The sequence below is a fragment of the Agromyces sp. Y182 genome (genome assembly GCF_059445385.1).
In genome coordinates, this window is the sequence record NZ_JCAIUF010000001.1 from 1686720 (window position 1) to 1701733 (window position 15014).

Annotated in this window: 17 protein-coding genes; 7 read left to right on the top strand and 10 right to left on the bottom strand. The window is 69.5% G+C overall.

The annotated features are described in order from the left end of the window. Position 1: 1 nt before the first annotated feature. The 4 genes from AC1C2R_RS07695 to AC1C2R_RS07710 form a co-directional block, all read right to left on the bottom strand. Positions 2–1411, bottom strand: a complete 1410-nt coding sequence (locus AC1C2R_RS07695; protein WP_495351918.1) for an extracellular solute-binding protein — start codon at positions 1409–1411, stop codon at positions 2–4. A 93-nt stretch (positions 1412–1504) separates the two neighbouring features. Then, the gene (locus tag AC1C2R_RS07700; RefSeq protein WP_495379553.1) at positions 1505–2725 is read right to left on the bottom strand and encodes a Gfo/Idh/MocA family protein; all 1221 of its coding nucleotides are present in this window, start codon (positions 2723–2725) and stop codon (positions 1505–1507) included. Next, the gene (locus tag AC1C2R_RS07705) at positions 2722–3636 is read right to left on the bottom strand and encodes a TIM barrel protein (protein ID WP_495379554.1); all 915 of its coding nucleotides are present in this window, start codon (positions 3634–3636) and stop codon (positions 2722–2724) included. Before AC1C2R_RS07705 ends, AC1C2R_RS07700 begins: the two co-directional genes overlap by 4 nt. A gap of 237 nt (positions 3637–3873) precedes the next feature. Beyond that, positions 3874–4242, bottom strand: a complete 369-nt coding sequence (locus AC1C2R_RS07710; RefSeq protein WP_495353215.1) for an ArsR/SmtB family transcription factor — start codon at positions 4240–4242, stop codon at positions 3874–3876. A gap of 93 nt (positions 4243–4335) precedes the next feature. Between AC1C2R_RS07710 and AC1C2R_RS07715 the strand changes: the two genes are divergently transcribed. The 5 genes from AC1C2R_RS07715 to AC1C2R_RS07735 all read left to right on the top strand — a co-directional run bounded on the left by AC1C2R_RS07715 (position 4336) and on the right by AC1C2R_RS07735 (position 9225). Then, complete coding sequence (locus tag AC1C2R_RS07715) at positions 4336–5676, top strand: NAD(P)-binding domain-containing protein (protein WP_495379555.1); 1341 nt, start codon at positions 4336–4338, stop codon at positions 5674–5676. 506 nt (positions 5677–6182) lie between these two features. Further along, positions 6183–7073: a metalloregulator ArsR/SmtB family transcription factor gene (locus tag AC1C2R_RS07720; RefSeq protein WP_495379556.1), complete on the top strand. Its 891-nt coding sequence runs from the start codon at positions 6183–6185 to the stop codon at positions 7071–7073. A gap of 99 nt (positions 7074–7172) precedes the next feature. Further along, positions 7173–7595, top strand: a complete 423-nt coding sequence (locus AC1C2R_RS07725; RefSeq protein WP_495379557.1) for an arsenate reductase ArsC — start codon at positions 7173–7175, stop codon at positions 7593–7595. Further along, a complete protein-coding gene (trxB, locus tag AC1C2R_RS07730) occupies positions 7592–8587 on the top strand; it encodes a thioredoxin-disulfide reductase (RefSeq protein ID WP_495351925.1) in 996 nt (331 codons plus the stop codon). Before AC1C2R_RS07725 ends, trxB begins: the two co-directional genes overlap by 4 nt. Before the next feature lie 95 nt (positions 8588–8682). Beyond that, a complete protein-coding gene (locus AC1C2R_RS07735) occupies positions 8683–9225 on the top strand; it encodes a DapH/DapD/GlmU-related protein (protein WP_495379558.1) in 543 nt (180 codons plus the stop codon). Between the two features lie 22 nt (positions 9226–9247). Here the strand turns inward: AC1C2R_RS07735 and AC1C2R_RS07740 are convergent, their stop codons facing one another. After that, complete coding sequence (locus AC1C2R_RS07740) at positions 9248–10450, bottom strand: MFS transporter (RefSeq protein WP_495351927.1); 1203 nt, start codon at positions 10448–10450, stop codon at positions 9248–9250. Positions 10451–10561: 111 nt separating this feature from the next. Continuing rightward, positions 10562–11227 (bottom strand): hypothetical protein, encoded by a 666-nt coding sequence (locus tag AC1C2R_RS07745; RefSeq protein WP_495351928.1) that lies wholly within the window; start codon positions 11225–11227, stop codon positions 10562–10564. A gap of 150 nt (positions 11228–11377) precedes the next feature. On the opposite strand from AC1C2R_RS07745, the gene AC1C2R_RS07750 reads away from it, so the two are divergent. After that, on the top strand, positions 11378–11956 hold the full coding sequence (locus tag AC1C2R_RS07750; RefSeq protein WP_495379559.1) for a GIY-YIG nuclease family protein: 579 nt from the start codon (positions 11378–11380) through the stop codon (positions 11954–11956). A gap of 41 nt (positions 11957–11997) precedes the next feature. On the opposite strand, the gene AC1C2R_RS07755 is transcribed toward AC1C2R_RS07750, so the two are convergent. The 3 genes from AC1C2R_RS07755 to AC1C2R_RS07765 all read right to left on the bottom strand — a co-directional run bounded on the left by AC1C2R_RS07755 (position 11998) and on the right by AC1C2R_RS07765 (position 13402). Further along, positions 11998–12627, bottom strand: coding sequence for a class I SAM-dependent DNA methyltransferase (locus AC1C2R_RS07755; RefSeq protein ID WP_495379560.1), 630 nt, complete (start codon positions 12625–12627; stop codon positions 11998–12000). 35 nt (positions 12628–12662) lie between these two features. Further along, positions 12663–13091 carry a cupin domain-containing protein gene (locus tag AC1C2R_RS07760; RefSeq protein ID WP_495379561.1) on the bottom strand — a complete coding sequence of 143 codons (429 nt, stop codon included), beginning with the start codon at positions 13089–13091 and terminating at the stop codon, positions 12663–12665. Between the two features lie 83 nt (positions 13092–13174). Continuing rightward, entirely contained in the window at positions 13175–13402 is a 228-nt protein-coding gene (locus AC1C2R_RS07765) for a hypothetical protein (protein WP_495379562.1), read from the bottom strand. Between the two features lie 47 nt (positions 13403–13449). Between AC1C2R_RS07765 and AC1C2R_RS07770 the strand changes: the two genes are divergently transcribed. Next, positions 13450–13956, top strand: coding sequence for a MarR family winged helix-turn-helix transcriptional regulator (locus AC1C2R_RS07770; RefSeq protein WP_495379563.1), 507 nt, complete (start codon positions 13450–13452; stop codon positions 13954–13956). A gap of 26 nt (positions 13957–13982) precedes the next feature. On the opposite strand, the gene AC1C2R_RS07775 is transcribed toward AC1C2R_RS07770, so the two are convergent. Then, positions 13983–14900: an NAD(P)-dependent oxidoreductase gene (locus AC1C2R_RS07775; RefSeq protein WP_495379564.1), complete on the bottom strand. Its 918-nt coding sequence runs from the start codon at positions 14898–14900 to the stop codon at positions 13983–13985. Positions 14901–15014 lie beyond the last annotated feature (114 nt).

The window sequence follows — 15014 nt, forward strand, 5'->3', positions numbered from 1 at the left end:
CTTAGCCACCCGAGACCGCGTCGTCTCCGACGATGTCCTTCACGGAGTCGGCGTAGGTCGTCGCAGCGTCTCCGACGCTCGTGCCCGAGACCACGTCGAGCGTCGCCTGCTGCAGTGCGGTCGACACCTGGGGGTAGGCGGCGAGCGGCGGGCGGTACGCGGTGATCGGCAGCACTTCTTCGCTCACGTAGGTGAGCATCGGGTCGTCGGCGAGCATCTCGTCGTTCACGTCGGTGCGCGGCGTGATCGCGAGGGTGCCGGCGTTCCGGGCCTCGTACGCGTCGGCCGAGTTCATGAAGGCGAGCAGCTCCCACGCGAGTTCGGGGTGGTCGCTGTTCGGGTTCAGCACCCGGCCGGTGCCACCCGACATCGAGACGAAGTCCTGGCCGTCGATGCCGGAGCCTGGCTTCATCGCGGGGATCTTCGTGTAACCGACGACCTCGTCTCGGTTCGCGATCGGCGCGGTGCCGACGCCCTCTTCGGGGTTGATGACGCTGCGCCAGAAGTAGTCGCCCTCGAGGAGGATGCCGATCTGGTTCGACGCGAACAGCTGGAACGAGGTGTCGCGGCCGGCGGCCTCCTGCTGGAGCACGGCGTCGCCGAGGCCCTCGTCGATGTAGATCGTCTTGTAGAGGTCGAGCACGTCGTTCAGTCCGTCGGTGTCGCCCACCCACTTGCCGTCTTCGTAGACCTGCTCGCCGGTGCCGACGAGCAGCGGCAGCAGGCCCTGCATCGTCGTCGCCTCGCCCATCGCGGTGCCCGCGTTGAGCTGGATCGGCGTGACGCCGTCGAGCTTCTTCAGCTCGCGCGCGGCGTCGAGCACGTCGTCCCAGCTCTCGGGCTGCCAGTCGGCGGGAAGCCCCGCCTGCTCGAAGAGGTCTTTGTTGAAGTAGAGCACGCGGCCGTCGGCGCCCTGGGGCACGCCGTAGCGCTCGTCGTCGAACGACACCGCGGACTGCACGGCCTCGGGGATCTGCTCCCAGCCCTCCCAGCCATCGACGGCGTCGCCGCCGACCTCGGAGAGCGGCTTGATGTAGCCGGCCTCGGCGAACTCGCCGACCCAGATGCCGTCCATGCCGATGATGTCGGCGCCCTCGCCCGACTGCAGGTCGAGCGCGATCTTGGTCTTGTAGTTCTCGTCGTCGACGCCTTGCGGCTCGAACTCGACGGTGACGTCCTTGCCGTCCTCCTCCATGGCCGCTTCGAACTCGGGGATGACCCAGTCCGCGATCCAGTCGGCCTCGGCGGCGTTCTTGCCGCCGGTGATGGCGTTGGCCGTGACGGTGAGGGTGACGGGACCGGAGTCGTCGGTCTCCTCGGGGGCTTCGCCGGAGCAACCGGCGAAGACGAGTGCGCCCGCGGTTGCGACGGCGAGCGCCGCCACCACCCTGCGCCTGCTGTGGTTGATCATCTTCGACCTCTCTCTTGATTCACCCGCCGGGCGTGACGCCGGCGGGGTCCAGCTGTGGGTGATCGTGGTGCGGTGGAACGGTGACCGGCGGTCTCAGGGGGCTCCCGCCTCCGTCGATGCGCCGATCGGTGAGCCGATCGCGTCGGCGAGGGCGGCGAGCATCCGCTGCCCGACGACGATGTCGGCGGCGCCCTCGTCGACTGAAGGGCCGGGCTCCGGATGTCCCGCGGCGAGTGCCGCGAACGACCGGAGCTCCTGCTCGAACGCCTCCTCCTGCATCCATCTCGTCTCCGAACGCCTCGACCCGAGGGGTTCGGCGTTCTCGACGACGGTGAGCACGGTCGGCGCGTTGAGCACGTACGGCACCGCGAAGGTGAGGGCGATCGTGCCCGTCTCGTGGTGGAAGGTGATGGTCTCGCGGTACTCGGGGTAGCGCGGGATGAAGTGCCAGTCGAGCGACCACGGCACCTCGGTACGCTCGGCGAGGAAGCCGCCGAGGCTGAGCGAACCCGGGAACGCCGGGCCGGTGTGGCGCGCGCGGTCGACCGTGCCGATGCCGCCGACGAGGTGCCGCAGCAGGCCGATGTCGTGCACGATCGAGCCGAGCACGACGTTCGTGTAGAGCTTCGGGAGCGGGTCGGCGGCCGAGCCGATCGCCGTCGCGACCGTCGCGTCGGTGGCAGCGATGAGGGTCGCCAGCAGTTCGGACGGCACATCGGATGGCGCGGGGGCGAGGTTCGCGAAGGCGAGCTGTGCGCCGTCGGCGGGGTGCAGCACCTCGACCGTCACGGCTCGCACGTCGACCTCGGCGAGGAGCGCCTTCGCAGCGGTCGAGGCGGGGTCGTGCTCCTTCATGTAGCCGACCCGCACCCAGTCGGGGAGTTCGATTCCCCGCCGCGCCGCGACCTCGCGAAGCGCGTCGATCTCGACGAGCGAGAAGGCGAGCGGCTTCTCGGCGAGCACACGGACCCCGGCGTCCACGAGCCGCGCGACATCCGGCGCGTGCGAGCCCGCGGTTGCGAGGATCGCGCCGTCGATGCGAATGGTGCCGGCGGCGATGGCATCGATGAGCGCCTCGACCGAGTCGAACGGCGCGACACCGGTGCCGGATGCCTCGGCGATCTCACGTGCCCGCGACGCGGACAAGTCGACTACTGCGACGAGCTCGACGAGGTCGGCGTTGCGCCGGATGAGCGGCAGGTGCACGCTCTGGCTGATCGCGCCGAGGCCGATGACCGCGAGCCGAACGCGTTCTCCGAGGGGCCCGGTGGCGTTGTCACCGCCGGGCAGGGGCTGGGCGTCGAAGCCGGTCATGCGAACCACCGCCGCAGGCGCTCGCGGTTGGCGACCTGGTCGGCGCGGGCGCGGGCGACGTCGTCGGCGTCCTGCAGGATGACGTCCTGCTCGACGACGATCCAGCCGTCGTAGCCCGAGTCGACGATCGTGTCGACGATGCGGTCGACCTCGAGGTCGCCATCGCCGAGGGCGACGAACACGCGTCGCTCCCAGATGTCGCGCATCGGGTCGGCCGAGCCGCGGGCCGCGGCCAGCACGGAGCGGTCGGCGTCTTTCAGGTGCACGTGGTTGATGCGGTCGGCCCAGCGCGGGAAGTCGGTGACGGGGTCGCCGCCGCCGACGAGCAGGTGCCCGGTGTCGAAGGTCAGGTCGACGTCGGTCTCGGCGAGGAATCGATCGATCTCGCGCGGCGTTTCGACGTAGGTGCTGGCGTGGTGGTGGAAGGTCGGCTCGAGGCCCGCCGCCCGCGTGAGGTCGGCCGCTCGCTGCACTCGCGCGGCGAAGGTCGCCCACCGCGCGTCATCGAGTTCGAGCTCGGGCGCACCGCCGGGGCGCGCCTTGCGCTCGGGCGACCCCGAGTCGGCGAGCGTCGGCTTCGGGGCACGATCGGCAGCGACGGCGACGGCGGCGGCTGCGGCGAAGAGCTCGAGCGTCGGCGGGAGTTCGGCGAACGCGCGCTCGAACTGCTCGTCGGTGCCTGCGAACGGCAGGTCGACCCAACCGCCGGCGAGCGCGAGGCCGTGACGCTCGAGCAGCTGCGGCAGCTCGAGCTGATCGCCGAACAGGCCGATCGGGCCGAGGTCGATGCCCTCGTAGCCGGCTTCGGCCACCCACGTCGCCAGCTGCTCCCCATCGGGAAGCGGAACGACGTCGGGACGGGAAAGTTCGAAGACGCCGTAGCTGACCGGCGCGTTCGCAGTTCGGATCACCGCGTAGTCCTCTCAAACCTTGGAGGGCGCCGCTTCGCGTCTCCGCGGTCAAGGGTAACTAAGTTCGGACATACTTACAACAGCACGTACGTCGTTCACGCGCTGTTCGCCGAAAGTGCAGATCGCGTCTGAATCACGGCGAGGAGTGCGCTCTCGACGCACGCGAGAGTGCAGGTCCCGCCCAAATCGGCGCGATGAGTGCACACTCGAGGCACGTCGAGCGCCGAAAGTGGAGCGTCAGACCGTGAGGAGCGGTGCCGCGACCGCTTCGAGCGCACCGGGCACCAGGCGGAAGTACGCCCAGGTGCCCCGCTTCGAGCGCGAGAGGAAGCCGGCCTCGGTGAGGATCTTCAAGTGGTGGGAGACCGTGGGCTGACTCAGGCCGACCGGCTCGGTGAGGTCGCAGACGCACGCCTCCTGACCCTCGGATGCCGCGACGATCGAGACGAGCCGCAGCCGCACCGGGTCGGCGATCGCCTTGAGCTTTCGCGCGAAGACCTCGGCATCGTCGGCGGTGATCGTCTCGCGGGTGAGGGGCGCGCAGCATGCGACGGGCGCAGCGGCCGACTCGGCGACGCCACGGGTCACGAGGGGCAGGTCGATGATGGTCACGCGATCATCCTACCCGTATATTGACATTCATCGATATAGCGGCCACACTCGCCATATCGACAACCTTCAATGAATGCGAGAACACGGATGACTCTCATCGACCTCACCGCACCGACGACCGCCCCCTCACGGCTGCAGGGGCTGCCAGTCGCGATCATCGGCGCAGGCCCGATCGGCCTTGCGGCCGCCGCGAACCTCGTCGAACGCGGCATCGACTTCGTGCTGCTCGAGGCCGGCGACAGCATCGGCGCAAGCGTGACGCAGTGGGGGCACACCCGGCTCTTCTCGCCGTGGAAGCACCTCATCGACCCGGCTGCCGCGCGTCTTCTGGCTCAGACGGGCTGGGCGGCCCCCGCCGCCGATTCGCTCCCCACCGGCGGCGAGCTCGTCGAGCACTTCCTCGACCCGCTCGCCGCCCTGCCCGCCATCGCCGGCCGCACCCGGCTCGGCGTCGACGTCACCGATGTCACTCGCGAGGGCATGGACCGCACGCGCACCAACGGTCGCGCGCAGGCGCCGTTCCTGCTCCGCGTCCGCACCGACGAGGGTGTCGAAGAGCTCACCGCCCGTGCCGTCATCGATGCCTCGGGCACCTACCGCACTCCCAACAGCCTCGGTTCTTCGGGCCTCGACCCGCTCGGCCTGGCCAAGGTCGCCGACCTCGTGAGCCACGCGTTGCCCGACGTGCTCGGCCGTGAACGGGCCGCGTTCGCCGGTCGCCACACGGTCGTCGTCGGCGCGGGGCACTCCGCCGCCAACACGCTGCTCAAGCTCGCGACGCTCGCCGAACAGGAGCCCGGCACCCGCATCACCTGGGTCATCCGCAACGCCACGGCCGCACGGGTCACGACCGCACCCGACGACGAACTGGCGGCACGCGCCTCGATCGGCGCTCGCGTCGACGCACTCGTCGAGGCGGGTCACATCGAGCTCGTCGATCGCTTCGAGATCGTCCGCCTCGCCCGCGGTTTCGACGACGAGGCATCCGTCGCCCGCATCACCGGCCGTCGCGGCGACGGCCTCGAGACGATCTCGGCTGACCGCATCGTGAACGCCACCGGCTTCCGGCCGAACCTCGACTTGCTGCGCGAGATCCGCCTCGAACTCGACGAGATCGTCGAGGCGCCCCGCCGCCTCGCACCGCTCATCGACCCGAACGTGCACTCCTGCGGCACGGTCGAGCCGCACGGATTCGCCGAGCTCACCCAGCCCGAGCGCGACTTCTTCATCGTCGGCATGAAGAGCTACGGCCGGGCGCCGACGTTCCTGCTCGCGACCGGCTACGAGCAGGTGCGTTCGGTGTCGGCCTGGTTGGCCGGCGACGCCGCAGCCGCCCGCAACGTCGAACTCGTGCTGCCGGCGACCGGCGTCTGTTCCACCAGCGCGCCCGCCACCACCGGCGTGAGCGGCGGGAGCTGCTGCAGCTGACCGGGGCTCGGGAACAGCCACGCCACGCTCGCACGCTCGGCCGACCTCGCTGAACTTGACGCGTTCGCTCGGATGGTCGCTGCAGTTCCCACCAAGGGCCTGTTCACGGAACTACCGGGTTACCCGCCCCAGCTCCGAGTCAGTGACGAGCTGCTTCCATCTGTTCTTCGTGGCGGAGCCCAGTCGAACCTCCCGGAGCGCAGCCTCGTGTCGGACATCCAGGTTCCCTCACTCGTCTTGTCTTGGCCCGACGACCCTGGGCACCCGGTCTCGACCGGTGAAGAACTCCACGCGCTTTTGCCCGTCAATGAGTTCCACATCGCCGACTCCGTGACCGAACTGCGCACCTGGTCCACCCGGGTCCTCACCTTCTTGGGGGAATGACGCTCATGACCACTACTCCGACCTGCGTTCCCCGTGGGCGCTCCCGGCGCACCATTGAGTAAAACGCCCGCCAAAGACTCCGGTGCAGGTCACCCGTGGACCAATCCCATAGACTAACGTCTATGAGCACCGGAACCGTCAGCCCCAATGCGGCCACGCTCGCGCTGATCGCCGACCCAACTCGTGCCCAGATGCTGGCCCTGATCATGCAGAGCGACGCCGGTCGTGCGACCGTGACCCGTCTCGCCGAAGCATTGAGACTCCGCCAGCCGACGGTCTCGCACCACGCGAAGGCGCTCTACGACGAGGGCGTGCTCGAACGACGGCCAGAGGGCCGGCAGGTCTGGTACTCGATCGCTCCTGCGTACGCAGACCGAGTGGCGGAGCTGCTGCAGCAGCCCGACTCGCTGCTCGACGACGAACTGCTCCAACGGGTCAGCCGCGACCTCGCCGATCGATTCGTCGGCGTCTTCAGTATCGAGACGGTCGAACGCTACGTGCGCGAGAGCCGCGACCTGCTCGCGGAGCGTTCGGGCATCACGCGCCACCTTCCGTCGCTGACCGCCCAGTTCGCCGGTGAGCGACTCGCGGCCCTCGCGTCCGAACAGCGGCAAGTGGAGAGCACGCCCGAAGTCCTGTTCGTCTGCGTGCAGAATGCGGGTCGCTCGCAGCTGGCCGCCGCGATCCTGCGCCATCTCGCCGGTGACCGCGTACACGTGCGTTCCGCCGGATCCGACCCGACCGACAGCGTGCGCTCGACGATCGTCACCGCGCTCGACGAGATCGGCGTGCCGATCGGCGGCGAGTTCCCGAAACCCCTCACCGATGAGGTCGTGCGCGCCGCCGACGTCGTGATCACCATGGGCTGCGGCGACGCCTGCCCGATCTACCCCGGCCGACGCTACCTCGATTGGGACCTCGAGGATCCCGTGGGACTGCCCCTGCCGCGTGTGCGCGAGATCCGCGACGAGATCGAGGCGCACGTGCGCGTGCTGCTCGCCGAGCTCGGCTGACCGGCACGGCACTCACAGAGCACGGCGCGGGCTTCGAGACATCCGTTGGCCGATTCATAGATCATGATCTATGATTGGTTCGACCGAAGGAGCGAAACCATGACCGAGAAGCCCACCGTCCTGTTCGTCTGCGTGCACAACGCCGGCCGTTCGCAGATCGCCGCCGGCTACCTGCAGGCACTCGCGGGAGACCGTGTCGACGTGCTCTCCGCGGGTTCCGAGCCGAAAGACCAGATCAATCCGATCGCCATCGAGGCCATGGCCGAAGAGGGCATCGACATCGCCGGCAACACGCCGAAGATCCTCACCGTCGACGCCGTGCGCGAGTCCGACGTCGTGATCACCATGGGCTGCGGCGACGCCTGCCCGATCTTCCCCAGCAAGCGCTACGAAGACTGGGAGCTCGAAGACCCCGCGGGCAAGGAGCTCGAGGCCGTCCGCCGCGTGCGCGACGACATCCGCGGGCGCGTCGAAGCGCTCATCGCCGAGATCGCACCGGCCGCGTCAGTGTCAGCGTCATGAGTGACATCGAGAACGTCGTCGTCATCGGCTCCGGCCCGGCCGGCTACACAGCCGCGATCTACCTCGCCCGCGCCGGTCTCTCGCCGGTCGTGCTCGCGAGCTCCGTCGAGGCGGGCGGCGCGCTCGTCACGACGACCGAAGTCGAGAACTACCCCGGCTTCGCCAACGGCATCATGGGCCCGGAGCTCATGGAGCAGATGCGATCGCAGGCCGAGCGATTCGGCGCCCGCATCGTCTACGACGATGCGACGGAGGTCGAGCTCACCGGCGACGTCAAGGTCATCCGCACGATCAACGGCGTCGAGTATCGTGCCCACACGGTCGTGCTCGCGATGGGCTCGGCCTACCGCAAGCTCGGGGTCGAAGGTGAAGAGCGCCTGACCGGGCGCGGCGTCTCGTGGTGCGCCACGTGCGACGGCTTCTTCTTCAAGGGCAAAGACATCGCGGTCGTCGGCGGCGGCGACTCGGCACTCGAAGAGGCGATGTTCCTCACGCGCTTCGCCGACTCGGTCACCCTCGTGCACCGGCGCGACTCGCTGCGCGCCTCGCGGATCATGCAGGAGCGCGCATTGTCGAACCCGAAGATCCGGCCCTACTGGAACGCCGAGGTCGTCTCGGCCGAAGGCCCCGACGGCCTCGAACATCTGCAGTTGCGCGACACGCAGACCGGCGAGCGCAACACCCTCGCAGCGACCGGCCTCTTCATCGCGATCGGTCACGACCCGCGCAGCGAGCTCGTCGCCGGCCAGGTCGACCTCGACGACGAGGGGTACGTGAAGGTGGCGCATCCGTCGACCCAGACGAACCTCGAGGGCGTGTTCGCATGCGGCGACCTCGTCGACAAGCGCTATCGCCAGGCCATCACGGCGGCCGGCACCGGATGCGCGGCTGCCCTCGACACCGAGCACTACCTGGCGGCACGCGGTCTCGCAGACCCCGTCGAAGAGCAGGCGGCGATCATCCTGGAGACCCCCGAAGAGCCCGCCGCCTGAGCCGGGCCCGACCAGGCCCGGCCAGGCCCGGCTCGACCCGCGCAGCTCGGGCGTGCCTCCCGACCGGTTCGTCTCCCGTGGGAGAGGATCGTGGAATGCCCAGCGGCCGTCTCATGCGCATCCAGAGCCCCGAGTTCCAGGCGATGGCCGAGCGGGTACTGCGGGTCACCCAGCTCACCTCACGTCTGAACGTCCTGCCCTTCGATGACGAAGCGGGAAAGGCCGCACTCTTCGAGCAGATCCTGGGGCGGCCGCTCCCCGCGAATGTCACGATCTACCCACCCTTCTATACGGAGCACGGGCTCAACCTCGACCTTGCCGAGCGCGTGTTCATCAATCAGGGCTGCACGTTCATGGACTACGCGGGAATCCGGCTCGGTGAGGGCGTCATGGTCGGCCCGAAGGCCACGTTCATCACGAGTGGCCACCCGGTCGACCCGGCCGAGCGCAAGCTGTACCTCATCGGCGCCCCCATCGACGTGGCGGAGAACGTATGGATCGGCGCGGGGGCGACGATCCTGCCCGGCGTCAGCATCGGCCGCGACGCCGTCATCGCCGCCGGGGCGATCGTGGCCGACGACGTGCCGGCGGCGAGCCTCGTGGCCGGCACCAAGGCCATCGTGCGCCGAAGCTGGTGACGGCTCGCGGTGTCTCTGCCGCCTAGCTCGCACGCGCGGTGAACGCCGCGGCGAGCGCGAGGCCCGCCATGATGATCGTCATCGTCGCGTACGACCCCGTTCCGGCCGCGACCGCCGGCCCGATCGCCGGCGTCAGCGCTGCCGCAATCGTGATCGGTGCAGCGAAAGCGCCGTTGATCGCGCCGTAATTGCGGGTGCCCCAGCGATCGGCGACGGCGGATGCCTGCACGAGCGTCTGCGCGCCGCGCACTGCGCCGGCGACGATGCCGATGACGATGAGCAGCCAGATCGGGCCGGGCACGAGGGCGAGCGCCGCGAGGGAGGCGGCGGCGAGCACGCACACCACGGCAACCGGAACCCACGGCCGCACTCCGCGCGGCAGCACGAGGAAGAGCAGCCGACCGATCACCTGGCCGGCGCCGATGAGGCCGAGGGCGAGCGCCGCGAACTCGAACGTCAGGCCCTTCTCCATGTAGAGCGGCACCGCGGCGAGGGTCGCGCTGAGCAGGGCCACAGCGAGCGCGATCATCGTGATCTCGAGCATCCAGAAACGTCGAGTGCGCAGCACGGACGAGACCGTGTGCTCGGTCTCGTGGTGCGGGGCGGCTCGGTGCGGCCACGCGCGCTCGAGCGAGAGCAGGTGCAACGGCACTGTCACGAGCGCGAGCACCGCCGCGAGCACGAGGAACGTCGCTCGCCAGTCGAGCACCGAGAGCAGACCGGCGACGATGGGGGCGAAGATCGTCGATGCGAGCCCGCCCGCGAGGGTGAGGATCGTCATCGGCACCTGCCGTCGGTCGCCGTAGCGCCGGGTGATCACCGTGAAGGCCGCCTGATAGAGCACGGCGGCTTGCGCGATGCCGCACACCAGCCAGGCGACGGCGAACACGATGAGGTCGGGGGCCACGGCGACACCCACGAGGCCGATCGCGCCGATCAGCGATCCTGCGCTCATCACCCGGCGCGGGCCGCGCTCGTCGAGCATCCGTCCGACGATGACGCCGACGATCGCCGACACCACGAGGCCTCCCGAGAACGCGGCCGTGATCGCGACCAGCGGCCACCCCGTCTCGCGGGCGACTTCGGGCGCCGCGACGATCATCGCGTAATAGAGGATGCCCCAGCTGATGACCTGCCCGATCGACAGCGCCGCGAGCCGCAGCCCAGGTCGACCCGTTCCGACCGGTGGCGCCTCAGCTCGGTCGGTGCGGTCGGTGCGGCTCATCCGTTCCACGCTATCTCTGCGAACGGATGCCCCGTGGCGTGCGCCGTGAACCTTCGGTGAACGTTCGATCATGACGTGCCCCGCCCTCGCTCGCCGACGGCGAACTCCCGATCAGCCGACGAACCCGCGGAAGTGATCGTTCTCCTCCGCGCGTCGCTCGCGCTCGCGCTCGGCGGCCTGCACCCCGCGGTCGAGTGCGAGCAGCAGGTCGCGCACGCGATCGTCGCGCTCTGCTTCGTAGGTTTCGTCGACCTCGATCTGAGGCCATTCGCCCCACTCGCGTTCGAGGCGTATCTCGATCGCGCCCGACACTTGCTCCCACGCCTCTTCGCGGGCCCGTTCGGCGAAGGCGCTGAGGTACTCGGGGTCGTTGCGACGCACCCACAGCTCTTTCGCCACGGCGGCGTAGACCTGTTCGCGGCGACGGAGGTTCGCGGCATCCGCTCGCCGATAGTCGTGTTCGTGCGACGACCTGCCCTCGCGGCTCGCGGCGGCCGAGCGAGTCTCGCCTGTGCGTTCGGCAACCTCGTCGGCCTCTTGCACGAGCTCGTAGAGCACTTCGCGTGCGGCGGCCGCAGCCCGTTCGGGAGCGAACGGCTCTTCACCGCGGAGCGCCTCGACGATCAGCCGGTTCCTCAGTGCCATGCGCCCGGCGGACTCGGTCACGAGCACACCCTCGGCGAGCATCTCATCGAATGTCGGGGTCGGCGCCTCGGGCAGGGCATGGCGATCGAACGGCTTGAACCGCCGCGCGCGCTTGCTGTGCCAGAAGGACATGCCCGTCTTCTCTCGAACGTCGGTGTCCGCCGCCGTTCGGCGGTCAGAATCGAGCCTATCGCGGGCGTCTGACGTGCCGGCGGTCACGTCGACGGTGGGTTCGGCTGTCACTTCGGCTGTCACGTCGGTGGCGGCCGTTAGCCTGCCGGTATGAGCCGAGCGGATGCCGCAGCGCGGGCGTGCAGCATCATCGTCGACGGTGCTCCGTGCCCGACGCTGACCGAGCCCGGTGCGCCGCTCGACCTCTGCACCTCGCACCTGCTCGAGGCCTACGACTGGGTCGCTCGAGGGGTCGGCGTGACCGACCTGCTGCCCGGCCCGTGCCTCGTCTGCGGGTCGCGCGTCGGGGTCGAGTACCCGTCGGGCCGCATCTGCGCGGTCTGCGAGTGGCGCGTCGGCGACGTGCCCGACATCGCCGTGGCCGACCCACGAGTCGACGTCGTCTACTACATCCGGTACCGGCAGCAGATCAAGATCGGCACCTCTGGCAACCCGCGCACCCGGGTCGCGAGCCTGCCGCACGACGAAGTGCTCGCGTTCGAGCTCGGCGACCGAGTCGTCGAGCAACGTCGGCACGCGCAGTTCGCGGCGCACAGATTCGCGGGCACCGAGTGGTTCGCGGTGCACGACGAGCTGCTCGCGCACATCACCGAGCTGAGCCTCGGTGTCGGCGACCCATGGGCGCAGTACGACCGCTGGGTGAGTCGCCGGCTCGCGGCTCAGGGGTGAGGGTGCCTCCCACCCCCGACTCGCGTCCCGCGCCGGCCCGCCTACCTGGCGTTGACCGGTGAGGTCGCGGAAACAGAGCGACGAGCCATGATCGCCGCGTGCGGTCGGTGCCCGTCATCGCTGCGGGTGTAGACCTCCTCGACCGTGAATCCCGCAGAGCTGAGCTGTTCCGACATCTCGTCGGGCGGCCAGAAGTAGGCGGTCGTGACCTTATGCGGGAACGCCTCGACGCTCGCACCGTCGAAGAAGCCGAGCAGCAGGCTCCCACCCGGTGCGATGCAGCGCGCGAACTCGCTCAGGATCGACGGGACATCCGCCGGCGCGGAGTGGATCAGCGAGTACCACGCGAGGACCCCCCCGGCGTGGGCGTCGGGGACGCCGAGGTCGTGGAGCGAGCCGACGCGGAACGGAACGCCGGGGAACCGCTCCTTCGCTCGAGCGATGAACGCGGGAACGAGATCGACGCCCTCGACGTCGCAGCCCAGCCGCCGCAGATGGTCGGTCCAATGGCCCGGTCCGCACCCGGTATCGATCACCGGACCGGACACGCTCGCGCCCCATCGCGAGATGAGTTGTTGGTCGAGTTCGTGCATCTGGGCGATCGTGCCCATCAGGGAGATGTACTCATCCGCTCGGCGGGTGTAGGCGTCCCGCACCTCGGTACTCGTCACGTCTGCCACCCTACGAGACGTCGTTCAGCCATCGACTACCAGGGCGACGGGCGGTCGTTGTCGCGCTGGCTGTCGTCGGGGAAGTGCGGCAGCTCTGAGCCGCCCGCGCGAATGCACAGCCAACTCAGTTGCTCGGGGCTGTCGGGGACGCAGCGCCAGGTGCGCCAGACGCCCTGACCCACGCGCACGACGGTGCCGGGCCCGACGTCGACGATCTCGTCGTTCAGTCCCATCTGCCCCAGACCGGCGAGGAACACGTACACCTCTTCGACGCGAGCGTGGGCGTGCCAGTAGCCCGCCTCTTCACCCGGCTCGAACGCGTTCGCGGTCATGCCGATGTACTGCATCGTGAGCTCGTGATCGACGACCCGTCGACCGTCACGTGAACTCTCCGGGCGGAAACCACCGAAGTGCTCCCGCCAGTCGTCGAGCCCGCCCATCTCCAACACGTCGTAGTCGCTCACGAACGCTACTGTAGCGACTCGCAGAGGGGCATCCCGGTGCATCCTGCCTACCGCGAGGCGTTCCGCGTGTTCGCCTGACCCGATCAGGGGCAGTGCAGCTGGGTGCGCTCGCCCGAGCGATCGATGACGTGGCGCGACATCGGGGCGCCGCAGATCGGGCAGACGGGCGGCGTGGCCGGCACCGGCTCCTCGTCGTACGGGCCGAGGGGCGGCGGCCCGATGTAGGGCAGCAGCTTGGCGTTCAGCCGGTCGATGAAGCCCGCGTAGCCGCGTTGGGCTCCCGCTGGGGTTTCCCGCTTTCTTCGTGTCACAATGATTAGTGTACTAACTATTCGTCGCCACGTCATACTGGAGGCCCATGAACGCCCGCAGCACACCCCACGAGCACACCCTCGACGCCCCCGCGGCATCCCTTCGACAAGCTCAGCACGGCGCCGATGACCTGCTCGCCCTCGAGAACCAGGTGTGCTTCGCCCTCGCCGTCGCCGCGCGCGGCGTGATCGGCGTCTACCGGCCGATCCTCGAACCACTCGGCCTCACGCACCCGCAGTACCTCGTCATGCTCGCCCTCTGGCAGCGCAGTCCGCGCACCGTGCGCGACCTCGGCGAGGCGCTGCAGCTCGAGCCGGCCACCCTCTCACCGCTGCTCAAGAGGCTCGAGGGGCAAGGCCATCTCACGCGGGAGCGCAATACGCGCGACGAGCGGGCACTCGATGTCGCCCTGACCGATGCGGGCCGTGCGCTGCGCGAGCAGGCGCTCACGATTCCGCCGCAAGTCGTCGACCGGCTCGGCATGAACCTCGACGAACTCGCGAACCTCCGCGACCGCCTCACCGAGGTGATCGCGGCCGTACAGCGCGGCTGACCGGCGTCCGCACAGACGCGAACGTCCTACAAACCAGGCTCGTACCCCGCGACCCGCCCGTCGGCCGAGGCGTACTTCACGATCAGGCTCGCATCCATGCCGCCGAGTCCCTCGCCGATGAGCCGCTCGAACTGCTCGAGTGCGAGACGCGCCGCCGGCAGGTGCAATCCGGCCTCCCCGCCGGCGGCGACAGCGAACGAAAGGTCCTTCTCGGCGAGCACGGTCGTGAACGTCGCGTCGAAGCCGCGGTTCGCTGGACTCGTCGGCACGACGCCGGGCACCGGATACCAGGTGCGCAGCGGCCACGACTCCCCCGACGACACGGATGCCACTTCGTGGAACTTCGCCGGGTCGAGCCCGAGCTCAGCGGCGAGCTGCGAACCCTCGGCGACACCGAGCAGCGAGACGAAGAGCATCAGGTTGTTCGCGAGCTTCGCGGCGATGCCCATCGTCGGGCCACCGAGGTCGAAGACGTGCCCGGCCAACGATTCGACGAGCCCGGTCGCCTCCGCGACATCCGCCGGCTCGCCGCCGAGCATAAAGGTGAGCGTGGCCGCCTCGGCGCCCGCGATTCCGCCCGACACCGGTGAGTCGACGAAACGAAAACCATGGCCGACGGATGCCTCGTGGCAGAACCGCGACGTCGCCACATCGACCGTCGAGGTGTCGAGCAGCAGGGCCGTGGCCGGCGCCGTCGCCCATACGCCGCCGACGCCGCCGTAGACCTCGCGCACGTGCTCGCTGCGCGGCAGCGACGTGAACACTGCGTCTGCACCTTCGACCGCCTCGGCGATGGTGGCGACGATGCGCACGCCGCGCTCGGCGGCCGCGGTGCGGGCTGCGGGCACCGGATCGACGCCCCTGACGACGTGCCCGTCCGAAACGAGGTTGCCCGCCATCGGGCCGCCCATGTTGCCCAGACCGATCCATGCGATGGTGGCCATGGTCCCTCCCGACGTCGTCGACGCGAAGCACGCTCGGGCGGAAGCCGACCGGTTCCACCTCGCATCCACGATACGTCGGGCGCACCCGCGCGGCCACCGCTGTCGCCGGGCAGC

Bases quoted from the DNA above. Each gene is read 5' to 3' on its own strand.
- AC1C2R_RS07695 (WP_495351918.1), bottom strand. From the start codon at position 1,411: ATGATCAACCACAGCAGGCGCAGGGTGGTGGCGGCGCTCGCCGTCGCA.
- AC1C2R_RS07700 (WP_495379553.1), bottom strand. From the start codon at position 2,725: ATGACCGGCTTCGACGCCCAGCCCCTGCCCGGCGGTGACAACGCCACC.
- AC1C2R_RS07715 (WP_495379555.1), top strand. From the start codon at position 4,336: ATGACTCTCATCGACCTCACCGCACCGACGACCGCCCCCTCACGGCTG.
- AC1C2R_RS07720 (WP_495379556.1), top strand. From the start codon at position 6,183: ATGAGCACCGGAACCGTCAGCCCCAATGCGGCCACGCTCGCGCTGATC.
- AC1C2R_RS07725 (WP_495379557.1), top strand. From the start codon at position 7,173: ATGACCGAGAAGCCCACCGTCCTGTTCGTCTGCGTGCACAACGCCGGC.
- trxB (WP_495351925.1), top strand. From the start codon at position 7,592: ATGAGTGACATCGAGAACGTCGTCGTCATCGGCTCCGGCCCGGCCGGC.
- AC1C2R_RS07735 (WP_495379558.1), top strand. From the start codon at position 8,683: ATGCCCAGCGGCCGTCTCATGCGCATCCAGAGCCCCGAGTTCCAGGCG.
- AC1C2R_RS07740 (WP_495351927.1), bottom strand. From the start codon at position 10,450: ATGAGCCGCACCGACCGCACCGACCGAGCTGAGGCGCCACCGGTCGGA.
- AC1C2R_RS07745 (WP_495351928.1), bottom strand. From the start codon at position 11,227: ATGTCCTTCTGGCACAGCAAGCGCGCGCGGCGGTTCAAGCCGTTCGAT.
- AC1C2R_RS07750 (WP_495379559.1), top strand. From the start codon at position 11,378: ATGAGCCGAGCGGATGCCGCAGCGCGGGCGTGCAGCATCATCGTCGAC.
- AC1C2R_RS07770 (WP_495379563.1), top strand. From the start codon at position 13,450: ATGAACGCCCGCAGCACACCCCACGAGCACACCCTCGACGCCCCCGCG.
- AC1C2R_RS07775 (WP_495379564.1), bottom strand. From the start codon at position 14,900: ATGGCCACCATCGCATGGATCGGTCTGGGCAACATGGGCGGCCCGATG.